This is a genomic window from Mesorhizobium sp. L-8-10, assembly GCF_016756635.1.
Lineage (GTDB): Bacteria > Pseudomonadota > Alphaproteobacteria > Rhizobiales > Rhizobiaceae.
On the sequence record NZ_AP023263.1, the window covers coordinates 4,548,863 to 4,564,299 of the forward strand.

The window sequence follows — 15,437 nt, forward strand, 5'->3', positions numbered from 1 at the left end:
AACGTGACTGATACAGCAGGCCTGCCCGGCGAGGGCATCTTCCTTGGTCGGGTCAAATCGCCCGGCGCGCCCCATCCGCTCGTGGTGACCGTTCGGAATGGGATGGTCATGGACATCACGTCCAGGCAGGCGCCGACCGTGCGCGACGTCTGCGAGATGGATGATCCAGCCGGCTTCGTGCGGGATGCCGCGGGCAAGACCATCGGCAGCCTGGAAGATGTCTGCGCCAACAGTTTCGAGACCGGCCGGGACGTGGCCAAGCCCTGGCTGCTTTCGCCTGTCGATCTTCAGGCTGTGAAGGCCTCCGGCGTCACCTTCGTCGTCAGCCTGCTGGAGCGCGTGATCGAGGAGCAGGCGCGCGGCTCGGCCGAAAAGGCGGACGCCATTCGCGCCGATATCGCCAGCCTGATCGGCGACGATCTTTCCAAGCTGAAGCCCGGCTCGGCCGAGGCGATGGCCTGCAAGGAGAAGCTCATCGCGCGTGGGGTCTGGTCGCAATATCTCGAAGTCGGCATCGGCCCCGACGCCGAGATCTTCACCAAATGTCAGCCCATGGCCTCGGTCGGCTTCGGCGCGGATGTCGGGCTGCATCCGATCTCGACCTGGAACAATCCGGAGCCCGAGATCGCCGTGATCGCGTCGAGCAAGGGGCGCATCGTGGGCGCCGCCCTCGGCAACGACGTCAATCTGCGCGATGTCGAGGGACGCTCGGCCCTGCTGCTCGGCAAGGCGAAGGACAACAACGCCTCGGCCGCTCTAGGGCCGTTCGTCCGCCTTTTCGACGCCGGTTTCACCATAGACGACGTGAAGCGGGCCAAGGTCCACCTGAAGGTCGAAGGCGAGGACGGGTTCTCGCTCGAGGGAGCGAGCTCGATGGCCGAGATCAGCCGCTCGCCGGAGGAGCTGGTCGCAGCGGCGATGGGACCTCACCATCAATACCCCGACGGCATCGCGCTCTATCTCGGCACGATGTTCGTTCCTTCCAAGGATCGCGGAGAGGCGGGCAAGGGTTTCACGCACAAGGTCGGCGATATCGTCACGATCTCGACGGAAAAGCTTGGCAGCCTCGTCAACCGCGTAAGGCTTTCGCCCGACTGCCCGCATTGGACCTATGGCGCGAGCCATCTCATGAGAGACCTCGCCAAGGCTCAACTCATCTGACGCGAAGTGGATAGACCGATGACCGAACTGCACCGCAACCTGATTGCCGGCGAATGGGTGGGCGGCGACGCCGTTCCCAACATCAATCCGTCCGATACGAACGACGTGGTCGGCAATTATGCGCGCGCGACCAAAGCCGATGCCGAAGCGGCGATCGCAGCCGCCAAGGCGGCGTTTCCAGCGTGGTCGCGGTCGGGTCTGATCGAACGCCATGCGGTGCTTCGCAAGGCGGCCGACGAGATCACAGCACGCAAGGAGGAGATCGGACGGCTGCTCTCGCGCGAGGAAGGCAAGACGCTGGCCGAGGGCATCGGCGAGACGGTCAGGGCAGCCCAGATATTCGACTTCTTCGCCGGCGAGGCGCTGAGGCTTTCCGGCGAGGCGATCCCGAGCGTCCGGCCCGGTATCGGCGTCGAGGTAACGCGCGAGGCGGTCGGCGTCGTCGGCATCATCACGCCGTGGAATTTCCCGATCGCGATCCCCGCCTGGAAGATCGCGCCGGCACTCTGCTACGGCAACACCGTCGTCTTCAAGCCGGCCGACCTCGTGCCGGGCTGTTCCTGGGCGATCGTCGATATCCTCCACCGCGCCGGTTTGCCCAAGGGCGTGCTGAACCTCGTCATGGGCAGAGGCTCGGTCGTCGGCCAGGCCATCCTGGACAGCCCTGACGTCGATGCCATCACCTTCACCGGCTCGGTCGGCACGGGAAAACGCGTGGCGGCGGCTTCTCTGGAGCACATGCGCAAGGTCCAGCTTGAAATGGGCGGCAAGAACCCGCTCGTCGTGCTCGACGACGCCGACCTCGGCATCGCGGTCGACTGCGCGGTGAATGGGGCTTTCTTCTCGACCGGCCAGCGCTGCACGGCGTCGTCCCGACTGGTCGTGACCGAAGGCATCCACGACCGTTTCGTCTCGGCCGTCACCGAGAAGCTGAGGAGCCTTGTCATCGACAATGCCCTGAAACAGGGCACGCATATCGGGCCCGTCGTCGACCAGTCCCAGCTCGAACAGGACGAAAAATACGTCGCGATCGGCCGCGACGAGGGAGCCAATCTGGTCTTCGGCGGCGAGCGCCTCAACCGCGAGACGCCCGGCTTCTATCTGCAGCCGGCCCTGTTCACCGAGGCGAGCAACCAGATGCGCATTTCGCGCGAGGAGATCTTCGGCCCGGTGGCGAGCGCCATCAGGGTGAAGGACTATGAGGAAGCCCTTGATATCGCCAACGATACGCCATTCGGCCTGTCGTCAGGCATATGCACGACCAGCCTGAAGTTTGCCACGCACTACAAGCGCAATGCTCAGGCCGGCATGGTGATGGTCAACCTGCCGACGGCGGGCGTCGATTTCCACGTGCCGTTCGGCGGCCGAAAGGGCTCCAGCTACGGGCCCCGGGAGCAGGGCCGCTACGCCGCCGAATTCTACACGACCGTGAAGACCGCCTACACGCTGGCGTAATATCAACGACACTGGATGTTGGTACATCCGGGCGGCGTGGATGCTCGCGCATCCACGCGACCTCAATCCCCGGCGCAGCCCGTCCGGGCCGCATGGTTTTCGCTCCAACGGTCGATATCGTCGATTGTTGGCATGATGCCATCAGGCGCGGCGCCCGAGAAGCCCGATCATCCGGCGAGATGCTTCGCGACATCCGCGCTTTGGTAGCGGATGTCGGGGACGGCGAGCCACGCCTGCAAGGAGTGGAGGCTCAGCTCTGGTACGTCAACGCCATAGCGACGTCGTCGTTGGCGCTGTCGCGCATCGTCGCGAGGCTGCGATTGTCGAGCACCTCGGCGATGGCCTGGCGCACTTCCAACATCATGTGTCGGACCTGGCATGTCGCCTCGTCGCAGTCTTCACATTGCTGGTATCGGGTGCGGCTGGCGCATGGCAGCGGCGCCAGCGGTCCGTCGAGGACACGCACCACATGGCCGATCTTGATCTCCGTCGCAGGCCGCGCCAGGCGGTAGCCGCCGTCCTTGCCCTTGCGGCTATGGACGAAGCCGGCGTTGCGCAATTCGCCCAGAATGGCGTCGAGGAACTTCTTCGGTATGTTATTGGCGACAGCGATATCGTTGACGAAGGCGAGCTGTCCTGCAGGAAGATGCGAAAGGTGGACGAGGGCCTTGAGACCGTATTTGCCTTTTTTTGTGAGCATCGTTCAGAACTGTCGTCGAAACGCGGCCGCGCACCCGCGGCGCACTCTGGTTTGCCGATGATGGCAGATCGTCCCCGCTGCAATCCGGCCTCGTCCGTAGATAAATTCCAGAGAGGAGATATACAAGCCGAAACTCTTGATTTTTCGTAACTTTTTGCTGAAAATGCGCTCCTGTTCGTCATCATTTCGCCGATTTTCTTGTCTTGCCATGGAAAAACTTGCCTTGGACGTGACTCGCCCTCGCATGACGGCGTGTTCGTGTCCGAGGGAACTCCCGGTGTGGGGCTGGATACAGGCATTGCCGAGGCTCCGGCCACGAGGCTGACAAAGCCGGCTTTGGCGAGATCGGAACGAGTTTGCACAAAGGATATTGGTCGCGACATGCTTTTCGCGTTCCGCGACAAACTTCGGTCGCCATCGCAAATAATCTTTCGGCCCGCCTCCGACCGGTTGCGGTGCAATGTCGACCTGTCTGCCGTGGGTCTGTTTTTCGGCTGAACCTGGAATGAACAAATCCACCAAGAGGCGAGCGCTGCTGCTCGTCAATCCCAAGGCCCGACGCGGCCGGGAAGCGATCGATCCCGTCATCGAACGGCTTGGCGGCGGCGGGCTGGCGGTGACGGTCGAGCCGTTCGAGGCGCTTCCGGAGATCGCCCGCGATATCGTGCGTCTGCGCCACATGGCCGATCTGGTGATCGTGTGCGGCGGCGACGGCTCGGTGTCTTCAGCGGCGTTGGCGGCGATCGAGAGCAGACTGCCCATGGGGATCATACCGATGGGCACCGCCAACGACCTTGCCCGTACGCTCGAGATACCGCTGGGCCTGGTGGATGCGGCCGATGTCATTGTCGGGGGAAAGACGCGGCGGATCGACGTCGGCACGGTCAACGGCCATGCCTTCTTCAACGTTGCGAGCATCGGGCTCTCCTCGAAGCTCGCTCAAGGCCTCGATCCGTTGCTCAAGAAGCGTTTCGGCAGGCTGGGCTATGCGCTGGCGGCGATGAAAGTGCTGGCCAGAGCGAGGCCGTTCCCGGCCCGCATCGTCGAGAAGGGCATGGTCATCGACGTCAGGACCTTCCAGGTCGCGGTGGGCAACGGCCGCCACTATGGGGGCGGCAACGTCGTCGAAGAGACCGCCGAGATCGACGACGGTCACCTCGATCTCTACAGCCTCGAAATGACGAATCTGTGGAAGCTGGCACTGATGCTGCGATCCTTCCGGTCCGGCAGGCATGGCGCCTGGAGCGAGGTGCGGACCGCGCGCTGCGTGGAGTTCGACGTCAAGACAAGGAAGCCGATGCCGGTGAACGCCGACGGCGAGATCGTGACGTCGACCCCCGCGCATTTCAAGGTACATCCCAGGGCGATCTCGATCTTTGTTCCGAGGACGACCGCCAGCCGCTGACAGCCAGCCAGTTCCGACGTCGGTCGTTCGGACGATTGCGAAGGCGTTCCTTCTTTGTCAGACTTTGCCGGCTCCGCCATTGACATAGGCTGATCCAGCCGGGAACACTTGAAGACATGACGACCAGCATCCCGAACCCGGGGGACCGTCTCGTCCCTCGCCAAGCGTTGTGGAAACGCTTCGACGAGGCCGCTGCCGGCCGCGCCGTCTTCGTCCATGCGCCTGCAGGCTATGGGAAGACGAGCCTGTGCGCACAGTGGGCGCTGCAGCGGTCGGATAGCGGGGGCCTCGTGCGCTGGATACAGCTCGAGGAGGATGACCGCGACCTCGGCGCCTTCATCGGGAAGCTTGCGGCCGCCGCCTGTGAGGACGCCGGAGACGGGGCGGTTTCGCCGCTTGACGCCTCCTCGATCGGTGATCTCACGCGGCTCTTCGCCGAACGCGTGCGCCTGTTGCCGAGACGCACGGTTTTCTTGCTCGACGACTATCACCTCGCCGAATCGAAGGACGCCAACGACTTGCTTGGCGAATTGCTGCGTGTCGGCCCGCTGACCGGACATTGCCTGGTGGTGTCGTCGCGCATGCGACCATCGATACCGGTGGGCGACCTCTGGCTCGACGGCCAGTTGCGAAGCTTCAATGCGCGCGACCTCCTGATGTCGGAAGAAGAAATCGCCGAGCTCTTCTCCATGATCCCCCATGGCCCTCGGCCCATCGACATCGCGCAGATCTTCCGCAAGACCGAGGGCTGGGCCGTGGCCGTGAGGATGGCCGGCCGCATAGCCGAGCAGAATGCCGACGGAGCCGACCCGCTCGCCGATTTCGGCGGCAAGCAGGAAGACGTGGCGCACTATCTGGCCGAGCGGCTGACAGCGAAGCTGTCGCCGGGCGATCTCGATTTTCTCATGCGGCTCGCCCCGCTCAACCGGTTCGATGCCGAACTCGCCGATCACCTCACCGGGACCGACGGCTTCACGACGCGTGTGACGCGCCTCGAATGCGCGGGCGTGCCATTCGTCGCCCTCGACCATGAGCGCCGCTGGTTGCGCTTCCATCCGGTATTCCAGGATTTCCTGCTGTCGCAGCCCTGCGCCGAAGGCGCGGAGCCCGGCGCGATTCTGCTCACCGCCGCGCGCTGGTTCGAGCGCAAGGGCAATATCGAAGCGGCGGTCTCCCACGCGCTCGCGGCGGAGGCCCCGACCGTCGCGGTCGAGATGCTGGAGCGGGCAGGGGGCTGGCGGCTCGTCTATTCCGGCGCGGGCGGTATCCGTCGCGTGCTTCCCGCCGCCCTCGCGAGCCTGCCTGAGGAGGAGCATGGGGCATTCCCGCGGACGCTGCTCGGCAATGCGGTTCTGCTCGCCAAGAATGGCGACCTTGCTGCCTGCCGTCGCGCCTTCGAGAATGCCGGCAGGACGATCCCCGAAAAGGATGCCGCCCTTCAGCGCGAGTTCCGGCTGATCGGGCAACTCCTGGCGCTCTATGCCGACATCGAGGCGAGCCGGGCCGAGTTTGACCAACTCGCGGCTGACCTCGACTTGTTGGCGCGAGACAACACGCAAAGTGCACTGACGCTGAATCTCTTGTGCTTCCTCTGTCTTCAGTTCGGCGAGTTCGGACGGGCGCTGGAGCACGGCGCCTCTGCGGTCGCCGAGTTCCGCCGGGCCGGTGCCTTCTTCGGTGCGGCACATCTCCATACCCATATGGGGCAGGCGCATCTTTTCCGGATCGAGATCGATGCGGCGCGAGCCGCCTATGCGCAAATGGCCGAGTCGGCCCGGCAACTGCTCGGGGACGGATCCGACCTCGAGGCCATGGCGCGGGTGCTCGATGCCGAGGCGCTTGTCGAGGAGGGAACGTTCGCGGAAGCGGCCGGTTCGCTGTCGGAGTTCTTGCCGCAGTTGGAGGAGGGCGACTGCTGGTTCGATATCCTTGCCGCCGGTTACCTTGCCCAGCTTCGCATCCATCTGCTCGGGAACCGCCTGTCCGACGCGCACCGGGCACTCGACCATGCTGCGATGGTCGCGCAGCAGCGGAATTATGGACGCCTGGCGCGGCTCGTCGAGCGCGAACGTGTCTTCCTGCTCGCCCACTCGGGCATGCCGCGCGAGGCGCGGGCTTTTGCGCGGGCACATGGGCTGGACGAAGTCTCGGCTGCCGACCGGACACGCAACGATCTCACGCGGCGGCTGCGCGGCAATGTACCGGCCATGCTCTGGGCGCGCATCCATCACGCCGAAGGCGACTACCGTGCTGCGCTTCATTATCTCGATCGACTCGCCGCAAACCAGACGGGTGCCATGCCGCCGTTGCGTCATGTCAGGCTGTCGATGCTGAGGATTCGGTTCTTGCTCGCGGTGGGCCGGGAGGGCGAAGCCGGTGCGCTGCTCGATGAGGTCTTGCTGACGCCGTTCGTGGAAAGGACGCACACCTCCTTCGTCGAGGAGGGGGACGGCGTCGCAGCCTTCCTGGAACTACGCCGCGCAAGCCCGGCCCTGCCGCCGATCCAGCGCGAGAAGCTGGCCGCCCTGCTGGGGCCGGCTCAACGGCAAGCTGCGGCGGGGGCGCCGAGCCAGGATTTCACCGAACGCGAAGTCTCCGTGCTGAAGCTCGTCGCCACCGGCCTTTCCAACAAGGAAATCGCACGCGCACTCGCCATTTCGGACAACACGATCAAGTTCCACCTCAAGAATGTCTTCCGCAAGCTCGACCGCTCCAACCGCATCGGTGCATTGGCCGCAGCGCGGGAACTCGGCCTCATCGACGGCTGAGCATCGGTCCCGTCCAGGCGTCTGCTGCCCATGGGCCTACCCGTCGGGGTAGGGAGCTGCCGAGCCTGTAGCTACCCTTCTGATCGGCTATCGCCTGGGCACCTGCCGTGTAGGCTGGGCGTGTGAAGGATTGAAGGGAAGGCCGCTCCATGGACGCGACACGGACATCGAAACCCGCGATCGATCCGGTGACGGCGGAGATCGTGGTGGGCAAGTTGCTCGCCACCGTCGACGAGATGGGCGTGGTGATGACACGCAGCAGTATGAGCCCGATCGTCTACGAGGTTCTCGATTTTGCCTGCGGCATCTGCGCTCCGAACGGCGATCTGGTCGCCCAGTCGAACGGCATCACGCTCTTCACCGGAACCTTTGCACGGCAGGTCCGTGCCATCGCCGATCGCTTCCGGGACGACATGGAGCCGGGCGACGTCTTCGTGATCAACGATCCGTTCAGCGGCGGAACCCACCCCAACGACTTCGCCATCATCAAGCCTGTCTATTCGGGCGGCCGCATGATCGCCTGGGCGATAAACGTGGCGCATTGGCTCGACGTCGGAGGAGCCGTGCCGGGCAGCATTCCGATCAACGCCACATCGGTTTTCGAGGAGGGAATGCGCATTCCCGGCGTGCGGCTTGCCCGTCGGGATCGGCTGAACGACGACATCGTCCGCATCATCCTGGAAAATTTACGGCTGCCCGATCTCGCGATGGGCGACCTGCGCGCCCAGGTGGCGACGGTGCGCATCGCCGAGCGCAGCCTTCAGGCAATGGCGGGCAAATATGGCGAGGACACGCTCGCCGACATCTTCGAGGAGATCATCGCTTCCAGCGAGCGCAAGAGCCGCAAGGTCATCGAGGCCCTGCCGGACGGCGAGTACGAAGCCGAGGATGTGATCGATGGCGACGGCATTTCCGACAAGCCGGTACCGATTCGGATCAAGGTGACCATCCGCGGTTCATCGGTCATCGCTGATTTCACGGGTAGCTCGCCCTCCGTAGCCGGTCCGTTCAATTGCTCGCGCGGGGCGCTGGAATCTGCGGTCAAGACCGTCTTCAAGGCACTCGTCTCGCCGCATTCGCCCTCAAACGAAGGCTGGTTCCGGCCACTTGAGGTCGTCGTGCCCGATGGCACGGTGTTCAGCGCCGGCAAACCGTCGCCGACGGGGTGGTACTACGAGGGGTCGGTTCATGCTTCGGAACTCATTTGGAGGGCGCTTGCCCCGCTGAAGCCCGAGGTCTTCTCCGCCGGATCCTATACCAGCCTGGCCGTGCTCTATCTCTCGGGCCGCACCGCGAACAACGAACTCTTTGTCCACATCGAGCCGCAGCATGGCGGCTGGGGTGCGACGCCGTCCCGCGACGGCGCGAGCGGTCTCATCTCGTTGACCGACGGTGACACATACAACCACTCGGTCGAGCTGCTCGAGGCCAGGCTGCCGCTTCTGATCACCCGCTACGGCTTCAATACCGAGGGCGGCACCGGCGCGGGAAGGTTCCGCGGAGGCTACGGGCTTGTCAGGGAGTATCAGGTCCTGTGCGAAGAGGCGTCGATCTACTGTGGCATCAGCCGCAATGTCACGCCGCCATGGGGGGCAGACGGCGGCAGTCCGGGAAGCTGCAATGGGGTTGAGGTCGTGTCGGCCGAGAACGGCGGCGTGCTCAGGATCCATCACCACCCCGGGCTCGACATCAAGCGCGGCGACACTGTTCGGGTGATCAGCGGCGGCGGCGGAGGATGGGGCAATCCCGACGACCGCAAGACGGAATGCGTACTGGCCGACATCGCCGACGGGCTGATCAGCCAGGAGGCGGCGCGCGCCGTCTACGGCATCGAAACGGAGGCAGTTGTGTGATGGAGACCGCCACGAAGACCCGGCTCGCCACCGATGTCGGCGGGACGTTCACCGACCTTGTGGCTTATGACGAGGCCAAGGGGCGGGTGATCATAGGCAAGTCGCTGACAACGCCCGACGACCAGTCGCGCGGCGTCATCGACTGCATCCGGCAGGCAGCGAGCCGAGAAGCCCTGGAGCCTGCAGCGACAAGCTTCTTTGTCCATGGCGGGACAACCGTCATCAACGCAATCACCGAACGCAAGGGCGTCAAGACGGCACTGCTGACGACGCGCGGCTTCCGCGATGTTCTGGAGATCGGTCGCGGCAACCGGCCGGATCTCTACAACCTCCAGGCGCGATCTCCCGAACCCTATGTGCCTCGGCGCTTCCGCTTCGAGGTGACCGAGCGGATGAACGCGGCCGGCGAGATCCTGACCGAACTGGACGAAGCGGATGTGCGCGAGGCGGCGCGGCACTGCAAGGAGGCAGGCATCGAGGCAGTCGCGGTGATGTTTCTGCACAGCTACGTCAACCCGACGCATGAGGAGCGTTGCGCCGAAATCCTCGCAGCGATGCTGCCCGAGGTGGCGATCACGCCGAGCTACAGGGTATCGCGGCAGTGGCGGGAATATGAGCGCAGCAACACGGCGGTGCTCAACGCCTATGTCGAGCCGATCATCCGGCGCTACTTCAGCGGTCTCGAACGCTCGCTGGCTGAGGAGGGTATCGTCTGCGATTATTTCGCCATGCAGTCGAACGGCGGAGTGGCGACTTTCGACCAGGCCGCCGCGAGCCCGCTGACGCTGGTGGAGTCGGGTCCCTCCGGAGGCGTGGCCGGCGCGGTCCGCGTCGGCAGGGAACTCGGTGAGGGCGATGTGCTCTATCTCGACGTCGGCGGCACCACGGCCAAATGCTCGCTGATCCGTGACGGCCGCCCCCAGCTCGCGCCGCAATACAATCTCGACAAGACCCGGATATGGCCCGGCTATCCGGTCCAGGTGCCCGTCGTCGACATCGTCGAGATCGGCGCCGGCGGCGGTTCGATCGCCTGGCTGGACGAAGGCGGCCGCCTCCATGTCGGCCCCCGAAGCGCAGGCTCGGAGCCCGGACCGGCCTGCTACGGCCGAGGTGGCAGCCAGCCGACCGTGACCGACGCCAAGCTGGTGATCGGCATTCTCGATCCCGTCAATTTCGCCAACGGCCAGATGCAGCTCGACCTCGATGCCGCGCGGGTCGCATTCGAACCGATCGCGAGCGCGCTTGGAACGAGCATCGAAGGCGCTGCCCTTGCGGTCGTACGCATCGCCGAGGCAGGCATGATCGATGCGCTGAAGCTCGTCACCGTGCAGCGTGGCCATGATCCGCGCGAGTTGTCCTTCGTGGTGAGCGGCGGGGCCGGGCCGATGTTTGCCTCAAAGCTCGGCCGAGAGCTGCACGTCCGGTCGACCGTGATCCCGGTCTTTCCCGGTATCTTCTCGGCCTGGGGCATGCTGGCCGCCTATCCGAGCGTCGACATAAGGCGCACGCATTTCGGCGAGGCGAACGACGCCGTCATGGAGACGGTGTCAGGCATATTCGATGAGCTCATCGACGAGGCGCTACGCCATTTCGGTGTGACCGGTCGCGGGCGCCTGTCGCTGACCTGCCGGCTGGAAGCTCGTTACAAGGGGCAGGAGCATTCGGTTGCCGCCGACTTCGAGCCGGGTTGGGCGACCGGTCGTTTCCTGGAGGCTTTTCATGCCGCGCATGAGACTGCCTTTACCTTCTCGCTGCCCGGCACGCCGGTCGAGCTCACCAATGTGCATCTCCATGCCGAACTGGTCGCCAATGTCGTCGGCCTGGCGCGGCTCCCCGGAGAGGGCCGCAGCCTCGAAGGTGCCACCACGGGTGCACGCAAAGTGTTCTTCGACGAAGCCGAGGGTTGGGTCGAATGTCGGCTTGTCGATCGGGAACGGCTTCCGATCGACGTCGAAATGGCGGGCCCGCTTGTGGTCGAGGAGGCGACGACCACCACGCTCATCCTGCCCGGCCAGGTGCTGCGGATGCAGCCCGCCGGCCTGCTCGTCATCAGGGAAGCGGAATAGGCCTGTGGCGATCGCGATCTCAATCAGGAATCTGACGCGGCGTTTCGGGGATATTGCGGCGCTGGACGATGTGTCTCTCGATATCAAGGCCGGCGAGTTCTTCACCCTGCTCGGGCCTTCCGGTTCGGGGAAGAGCACGCTGCTGCGCATGATCTCCGGCTTCGACATGCCCGATGGCGGCAAGGTGTTGTTCGACGGCGCCGACATGACCGCGATGCCGGCGAACCGCCGCCCCTCGAAGACTGTGTTCCAGGACCTCGCACTGTTCCCGCACATGAATGTCGGACAGAATGTGGCCTACGGGTTGAAGGTCATCAAGCGCCCGCGCGATGAGATTGCCAGGCGTGTCGCCGCGGTGCTTTCGCTGGTTGGTCTCGCAGGCTTCGAGGATCGGGATGTCAACAAGCTCTCCGGTGGCCAGCGTCAGCGCGTCGCTCTCGCCCGTTCGCTGGTGATGGAGCCCGGCGTGCTGCTGCTCGATGAGCCGCTGACCGGCCTCGACGAGAATCTGCGCCGCCAGATGCGCGACGAGTTCGGCCGGCTGCACGAACGCACGGGCGCGACCTTCATCCTGGTCACTCACAATCAGGACGAGGCGCTATCGCTGTCCGACCGCATGGCGGTCATGCGCGCCGGAAAGGTCGTGCAGGTCGGGACACCCACGCAGTTCTTCGATCGCCCGGCAAACAGCTTCGTCGCGCGTTTCATGGGCATGGAATGCATGCTGCGCCCGCAGGCCGTCGAGCGGCGAGGCCCCGTGCTGAGCGCGGTGGTTGGCGGTGTGCCGGTGCCGGTCGTGGCGCAGGAGTCACCGCCGGCTGCTTCGGACGCCGTGATCGTCTTCCGCCCGGATCAGCTTACCCTCGTTCCCAAGGGCTCGGAGGCCGCTGAAACGATGCGCCTCACGGTCTCGGCGGTCCGCTATCGCGGCCTTCATCACGACGTGCATGCCGCCTTCCCGGACGGTCAGGAGGTTACGATCGCCCATATGTCGGCGGAACTCCCGCTACCGGGCGAAGAGGTCGGGGTTCGCTTCCTGCCCGGCGCGCCGCTGCTTCTGACCGGCTGATCGCGCAGGACAAAAAGATAACGAGGTGGAACAGAAAGGAGAAAGACAATGCATATCAGGCAGAACAGGTCATTCCTTCAATCCAATATGGAACGGCGCAGCCTGCTGAAACTGATGGGGGCCGGAGCCGCGCTTGGACTCGCCGGCACTACCGGTTTCCCGCGTCTCGCCGCAGCGGCCGATGAGGAACTTGCCTTCTGGGCGAGCGGCACGCTCGACATCGGTGAAAACTGGTCGAGGCTGGCCAGCGACACGGGGCTGAGCACCGTGTTCACGGACAATGGCAACGATCCCGGTCCGGTGGTGGCCAAGCTCGTCGCGGGCAACGGCAACGATCTCTACGACATCGGAGGCCTGCAGGGCGGAGCGGAGAAGGAACTGGCCAAGCAGGGCGCCATTGCCCCCTGGGATGTCTCCAGGATACCGAACTACGCCAAGGTATGGGACTTCGCCAAGCAGATCCCATACCTTTATCACGAGGGTAAACAGTATGGCCTGCCGTCCGTGCTGAACGCCGATTCCATGATCTATCTGCCGGACAGGGTGGGCGAGATCGACAGCTACGGCGTGATCTTCGACCCGAAGCTGAAGGGCAAGGTCGGCATGGAGGATGCCTGGATCAACTCGGCCGTCTTCACGGCGATGTATCTCAAGGAATCGGAGAATGCGCCGATCGTGGAACCGGGCAACCTGACCGAGAGCGAGCTCGGCTTGGTCATGGAGTTCCTGATCAAGCACAAGCGCGACGGCCAGTTCCGGACCTTCTGGAGCGGGTGGGAACAGGGCGTCCAGCTTGTCGCCGACGAGGAGGTCTGGGCGATGACCGGCTGGGAACCGATCGTGAAGGCGGCGCAGGAGCGCGGCATCAACGCCAAATATGCTGCACCCAAGGAAGGCTATGAAGGCTGGGGCAACAACACGATCCTGATGAAGGGCGCCGTGGAACGCGGGCTGGGCGACGCCGCCCATCGTTTCGCCGACTGGCTGCTCGCCGGCTATTATGGCTGCGTGCTCGGCAAGATGCGCGGCTATGTCGTGCCCACCGACAACAACGTTGCCTATGCCGAAGCCCATCCGGACGAGTTCAAGGCAGAGGAGGTGAAGGGCGTTGCCGATCACGTGAAGGCCAAGTTCTCGGGCAAGGTCTATTGGCAGAACACCCGGCCCGACAACTTCCAGCTTTACGAGGAGTGGTGGCAGAAGCTGAGAAACGCCTGAGCGGGGAGGCGGTCGTGACGACGAGCCCGAAGCTGATCTCGCGGGCGACGCTGCTGGCGCTGCCGGCGGTCGTGGCGATCGCCGGCCTTTGCCTGGTCCCGCTGGGCCTGGTCATCCTGTGGAGCTTCTGGAGTTGGGATCCCCAGACCTACTGGATGACACCAGACTTCTCGCTCGCCGCCTACGGGCAGATCCTCGACGCCGGCCGCTGGACAGTGCTTGTCGGCAGCACGATCAAGGCGGCGCTCGCCGCCTTGATCTGTTTGCTGATCGGCTATCCGGCCGCCTACTACATCCATTTCTGTGCGCGCCCGCGCGCGGCAATGGTGCTGATGGCGCTGTTCACCATCCCCTTCTTCACCTCCTATCTGATCCGCGCCTTCTCGTGGCGCCTGGTGCTCGGACGTCGCGGCCCCATCAACGAGTTTCTGATGGCGAGCGGTTTGATCGGCCAGCCGCTGGATTGGCTGCTGTTCTCGAATTTCGCCGTGATGGTTGGGCTCGTCGCTTCCTATCTGCCCTTCGTGATCTTCCCGCTGCTCCTGTCGATGCGCAAGGTGGAGCCGTCGCTGCTGCAGGCCAGCATGGATCTCGGTGCGGGCTTCGGTCACACGCTGCGGCACGTTCTGCTGCCGCTGACCAAGGCAGGCTCCTTCGCCGGTTTCCTGTTCGTCTTCGTGATGGCGCTGGGTTCCTCGACCGAGGTCCAGATGCTCGGCGGGGCCGCCGCCTCGATGATATCGATCATGATCAACGATGTGATGCGCGTGGTGAATTTCCCGCTGGCCTTCGCCATATCGAGCGTCGTTCTCGTCTTCCTGGGGGCGGTGCTCTATCTCGGCAACCGCTTTCTGGGCTTTTCCCGGCTGTTCGAGGACTTCTCATGGTGACGAGGTTTGAAAGCAGGGGGCCACGCTCGATCGCGCTCGGCGCCATGCTGGCGGCGCTGGCGATCATCTACCTGCCGCCGTTCTACATGCTGGCGATTTCCTTCAACCAGAACCTCCAGCCGGCGTTCCCGGGACCGGCGGATCTCAGCGTCAAATGGTATGTGGCCTTGGCCAAGGACGGCCGCCTGCTCGGAGCCTTGAGGGAGTCTCTCGTCGTCGCGACGCTGACGGCTGCCATCTCGGTGGTGGTGGCGCTGCTCGCGGCGCTCGCCTATCTCGAGATGCGCCGGCTGCGGTCGCAATGGTTCCTGTTCGTCATCTTCTCGATGTTCGTACCGGGCGTGGTTCAGGGTCTTGCCCTGTCGGCGGTGTTCGGGCGGATCGGCGTGAAGCCGTTCTGGGGCACGGTAGCCGCTGCGCATCTTCTGTGGGCTCTGCCCTTCGCCTTCACCGTTGTGCTGACGTCGCTCGGCGTGGTTCGCAAGTCCTATCTCATGGCCGCCGCGGACCTCGGAGCGTCCTGGTTCCGTCGCCTCTGGGACATCATCCTGCCGCTCATCCGGCCCGGACTCGCCGGCGCCTTCATCTTCAGTTTTCTGCTGTCGCTCAACGAATACAGTCGCGCCTACTATCTGGTCGGGCGGCAGAACACGCTTCCGCTCGACATGTTCGGCAAGATGAACTCCGGCGCATCGCCGACGATCTATGCGCTCTCCGGCGCGATCCTGATGGCCTCCTTCGTGGCCGTCGCGGCGGTGGTGCTGATCACGGCTGGCCGCAACGCCCGACGGGCGTGATCAACCGGCTGTCGGAGCCGCCAGGATCGACCTATAGTGGTTCCCGAGGAAGCCA

The 15,437-nt window shown here is 64.5% G+C and carries 11 protein-coding genes; 10 read left to right on the forward strand and 1 reads right to left on the reverse strand.

Translation table 11 applies throughout. The annotated features are described in order from the left end of the window. Nucleotides 1-3 precede the first annotated feature (3 nt). Both JN280_RS20960 and JN280_RS20965 read left to right on the forward strand, forming a co-directional pair. Nucleotides 4-1,161 carry a fumarylacetoacetate hydrolase family protein gene (locus tag JN280_RS20960; protein ID WP_202304858.1) on the forward strand — a complete coding sequence of 386 codons (1,158 nt, stop codon included), beginning with the start codon at nucleotides 4-6 and terminating at the stop codon, nucleotides 1,159-1,161. 18 nt (nucleotides 1,162-1,179) lie between these two features. Next, on the forward strand, nucleotides 1,180-2,616 hold the full coding sequence (locus JN280_RS20965) for an aldehyde dehydrogenase family protein (protein ID WP_202304860.1): 1,437 nt from the start codon (nucleotides 1,180-1,182) through the stop codon (nucleotides 2,614-2,616). Nucleotides 2,617-2,866: 250 nt separating this feature from the next. Here the strand turns inward: JN280_RS20965 and JN280_RS20970 are convergent, their stop codons facing one another. After that, nucleotides 2,867-3,316, reverse strand: coding sequence for an RrF2 family transcriptional regulator (locus tag JN280_RS20970; protein ID WP_202304863.1), 450 nt, complete (start codon nucleotides 3,314-3,316; stop codon nucleotides 2,867-2,869). 505 nt (nucleotides 3,317-3,821) lie between these two features. Here JN280_RS20970 and JN280_RS20975 point away from each other — a divergent pair. The 8 genes from JN280_RS20975 (at nucleotide 3,822) to JN280_RS21010 (ending at nucleotide 15,382) form a co-directional block, all read left to right on the forward strand. After that, complete coding sequence (locus JN280_RS20975; RefSeq protein WP_202304865.1) at nucleotides 3,822-4,721, forward strand: lipid kinase; 900 nt, start codon at nucleotides 3,822-3,824, stop codon at nucleotides 4,719-4,721. 116 nt (nucleotides 4,722-4,837) lie between these two features. Further along, the gene (locus JN280_RS20980; RefSeq protein WP_202304867.1) at nucleotides 4,838-7,489 is read left to right on the forward strand and encodes a LuxR C-terminal-related transcriptional regulator; all 2,652 of its coding nucleotides are present in this window, start codon (nucleotides 4,838-4,840) and stop codon (nucleotides 7,487-7,489) included. Nucleotides 7,490-7,638: 149 nt separating this feature from the next. Further along, a complete protein-coding gene (locus JN280_RS20985) occupies nucleotides 7,639-9,342 on the forward strand; it encodes a hydantoinase B/oxoprolinase family protein (protein ID WP_202304869.1) in 1,704 nt (567 codons plus the stop codon). Beyond that, entirely contained in the window at nucleotides 9,342-11,408 is a 2,067-nt protein-coding gene (locus JN280_RS20990; RefSeq protein WP_202304871.1) for a hydantoinase/oxoprolinase family protein, read from the forward strand. The genes JN280_RS20985 and JN280_RS20990 overlap by 1 nt, the downstream gene beginning before the upstream one ends. A gap of 4 nt (nucleotides 11,409-11,412) precedes the next feature. Beyond that, entirely contained in the window at nucleotides 11,413-12,477 is a 1,065-nt protein-coding gene (locus JN280_RS20995) for an ABC transporter ATP-binding protein (RefSeq protein ID WP_202304873.1), read from the forward strand. A gap of 48 nt (nucleotides 12,478-12,525) precedes the next feature. Beyond that, entirely contained in the window at nucleotides 12,526-13,695 is a 1,170-nt protein-coding gene (locus tag JN280_RS21000; RefSeq protein ID WP_202304875.1) for an ABC transporter substrate-binding protein, read from the forward strand. A gap of 14 nt (nucleotides 13,696-13,709) precedes the next feature. Then, a complete protein-coding gene (locus JN280_RS21005; RefSeq protein ID WP_244741835.1) occupies nucleotides 13,710-14,585 on the forward strand; it encodes an ABC transporter permease in 876 nt (291 codons plus the stop codon). Further along, nucleotides 14,579-15,382 carry an ABC transporter permease gene (locus tag JN280_RS21010; RefSeq protein ID WP_202304877.1) on the forward strand — a complete coding sequence of 268 codons (804 nt, stop codon included), beginning with the start codon at nucleotides 14,579-14,581 and terminating at the stop codon, nucleotides 15,380-15,382. The genes JN280_RS21005 and JN280_RS21010 overlap by 7 nt, the downstream gene beginning before the upstream one ends. The last annotated feature ends 55 nt before the right edge of the window (nucleotides 15,383-15,437 follow it).

What these genes read in the sequence shown, in the direction of transcription:
- JN280_RS21010 (WP_202304877.1), top strand. Translation starts at nt 14,579, where the DNA reads ATGGTGACGAGGTTTGAAAGCAGGGGGCCACGCTCGATCGCGCTCGGC.
- JN280_RS20990 (WP_202304871.1), top strand. Translation starts at nt 9,342, where the DNA reads ATGGAGACCGCCACGAAGACCCGGCTCGCCACCGATGTCGGCGGGACG.
- JN280_RS21000 (WP_202304875.1), top strand. Translation starts at nt 12,526, where the DNA reads ATGCATATCAGGCAGAACAGGTCATTCCTTCAATCCAATATGGAACGG.
- JN280_RS20975 (WP_202304865.1), top strand. Translation starts at nt 3,822, where the DNA reads ATGAACAAATCCACCAAGAGGCGAGCGCTGCTGCTCGTCAATCCCAAG.
- JN280_RS20965 (WP_202304860.1), top strand. Translation starts at nt 1,180, where the DNA reads ATGACCGAACTGCACCGCAACCTGATTGCCGGCGAATGGGTGGGCGGC.
- JN280_RS20970 (WP_202304863.1), bottom strand. Translation starts at nt 3,316, where the DNA reads ATGCTCACAAAAAAAGGCAAATACGGTCTCAAGGCCCTCGTCCACCTT.
- JN280_RS20985 (WP_202304869.1), top strand. Translation starts at nt 7,639, where the DNA reads ATGGACGCGACACGGACATCGAAACCCGCGATCGATCCGGTGACGGCG.
- JN280_RS20980 (WP_202304867.1), top strand. Translation starts at nt 4,838, where the DNA reads ATGACGACCAGCATCCCGAACCCGGGGGACCGTCTCGTCCCTCGCCAA.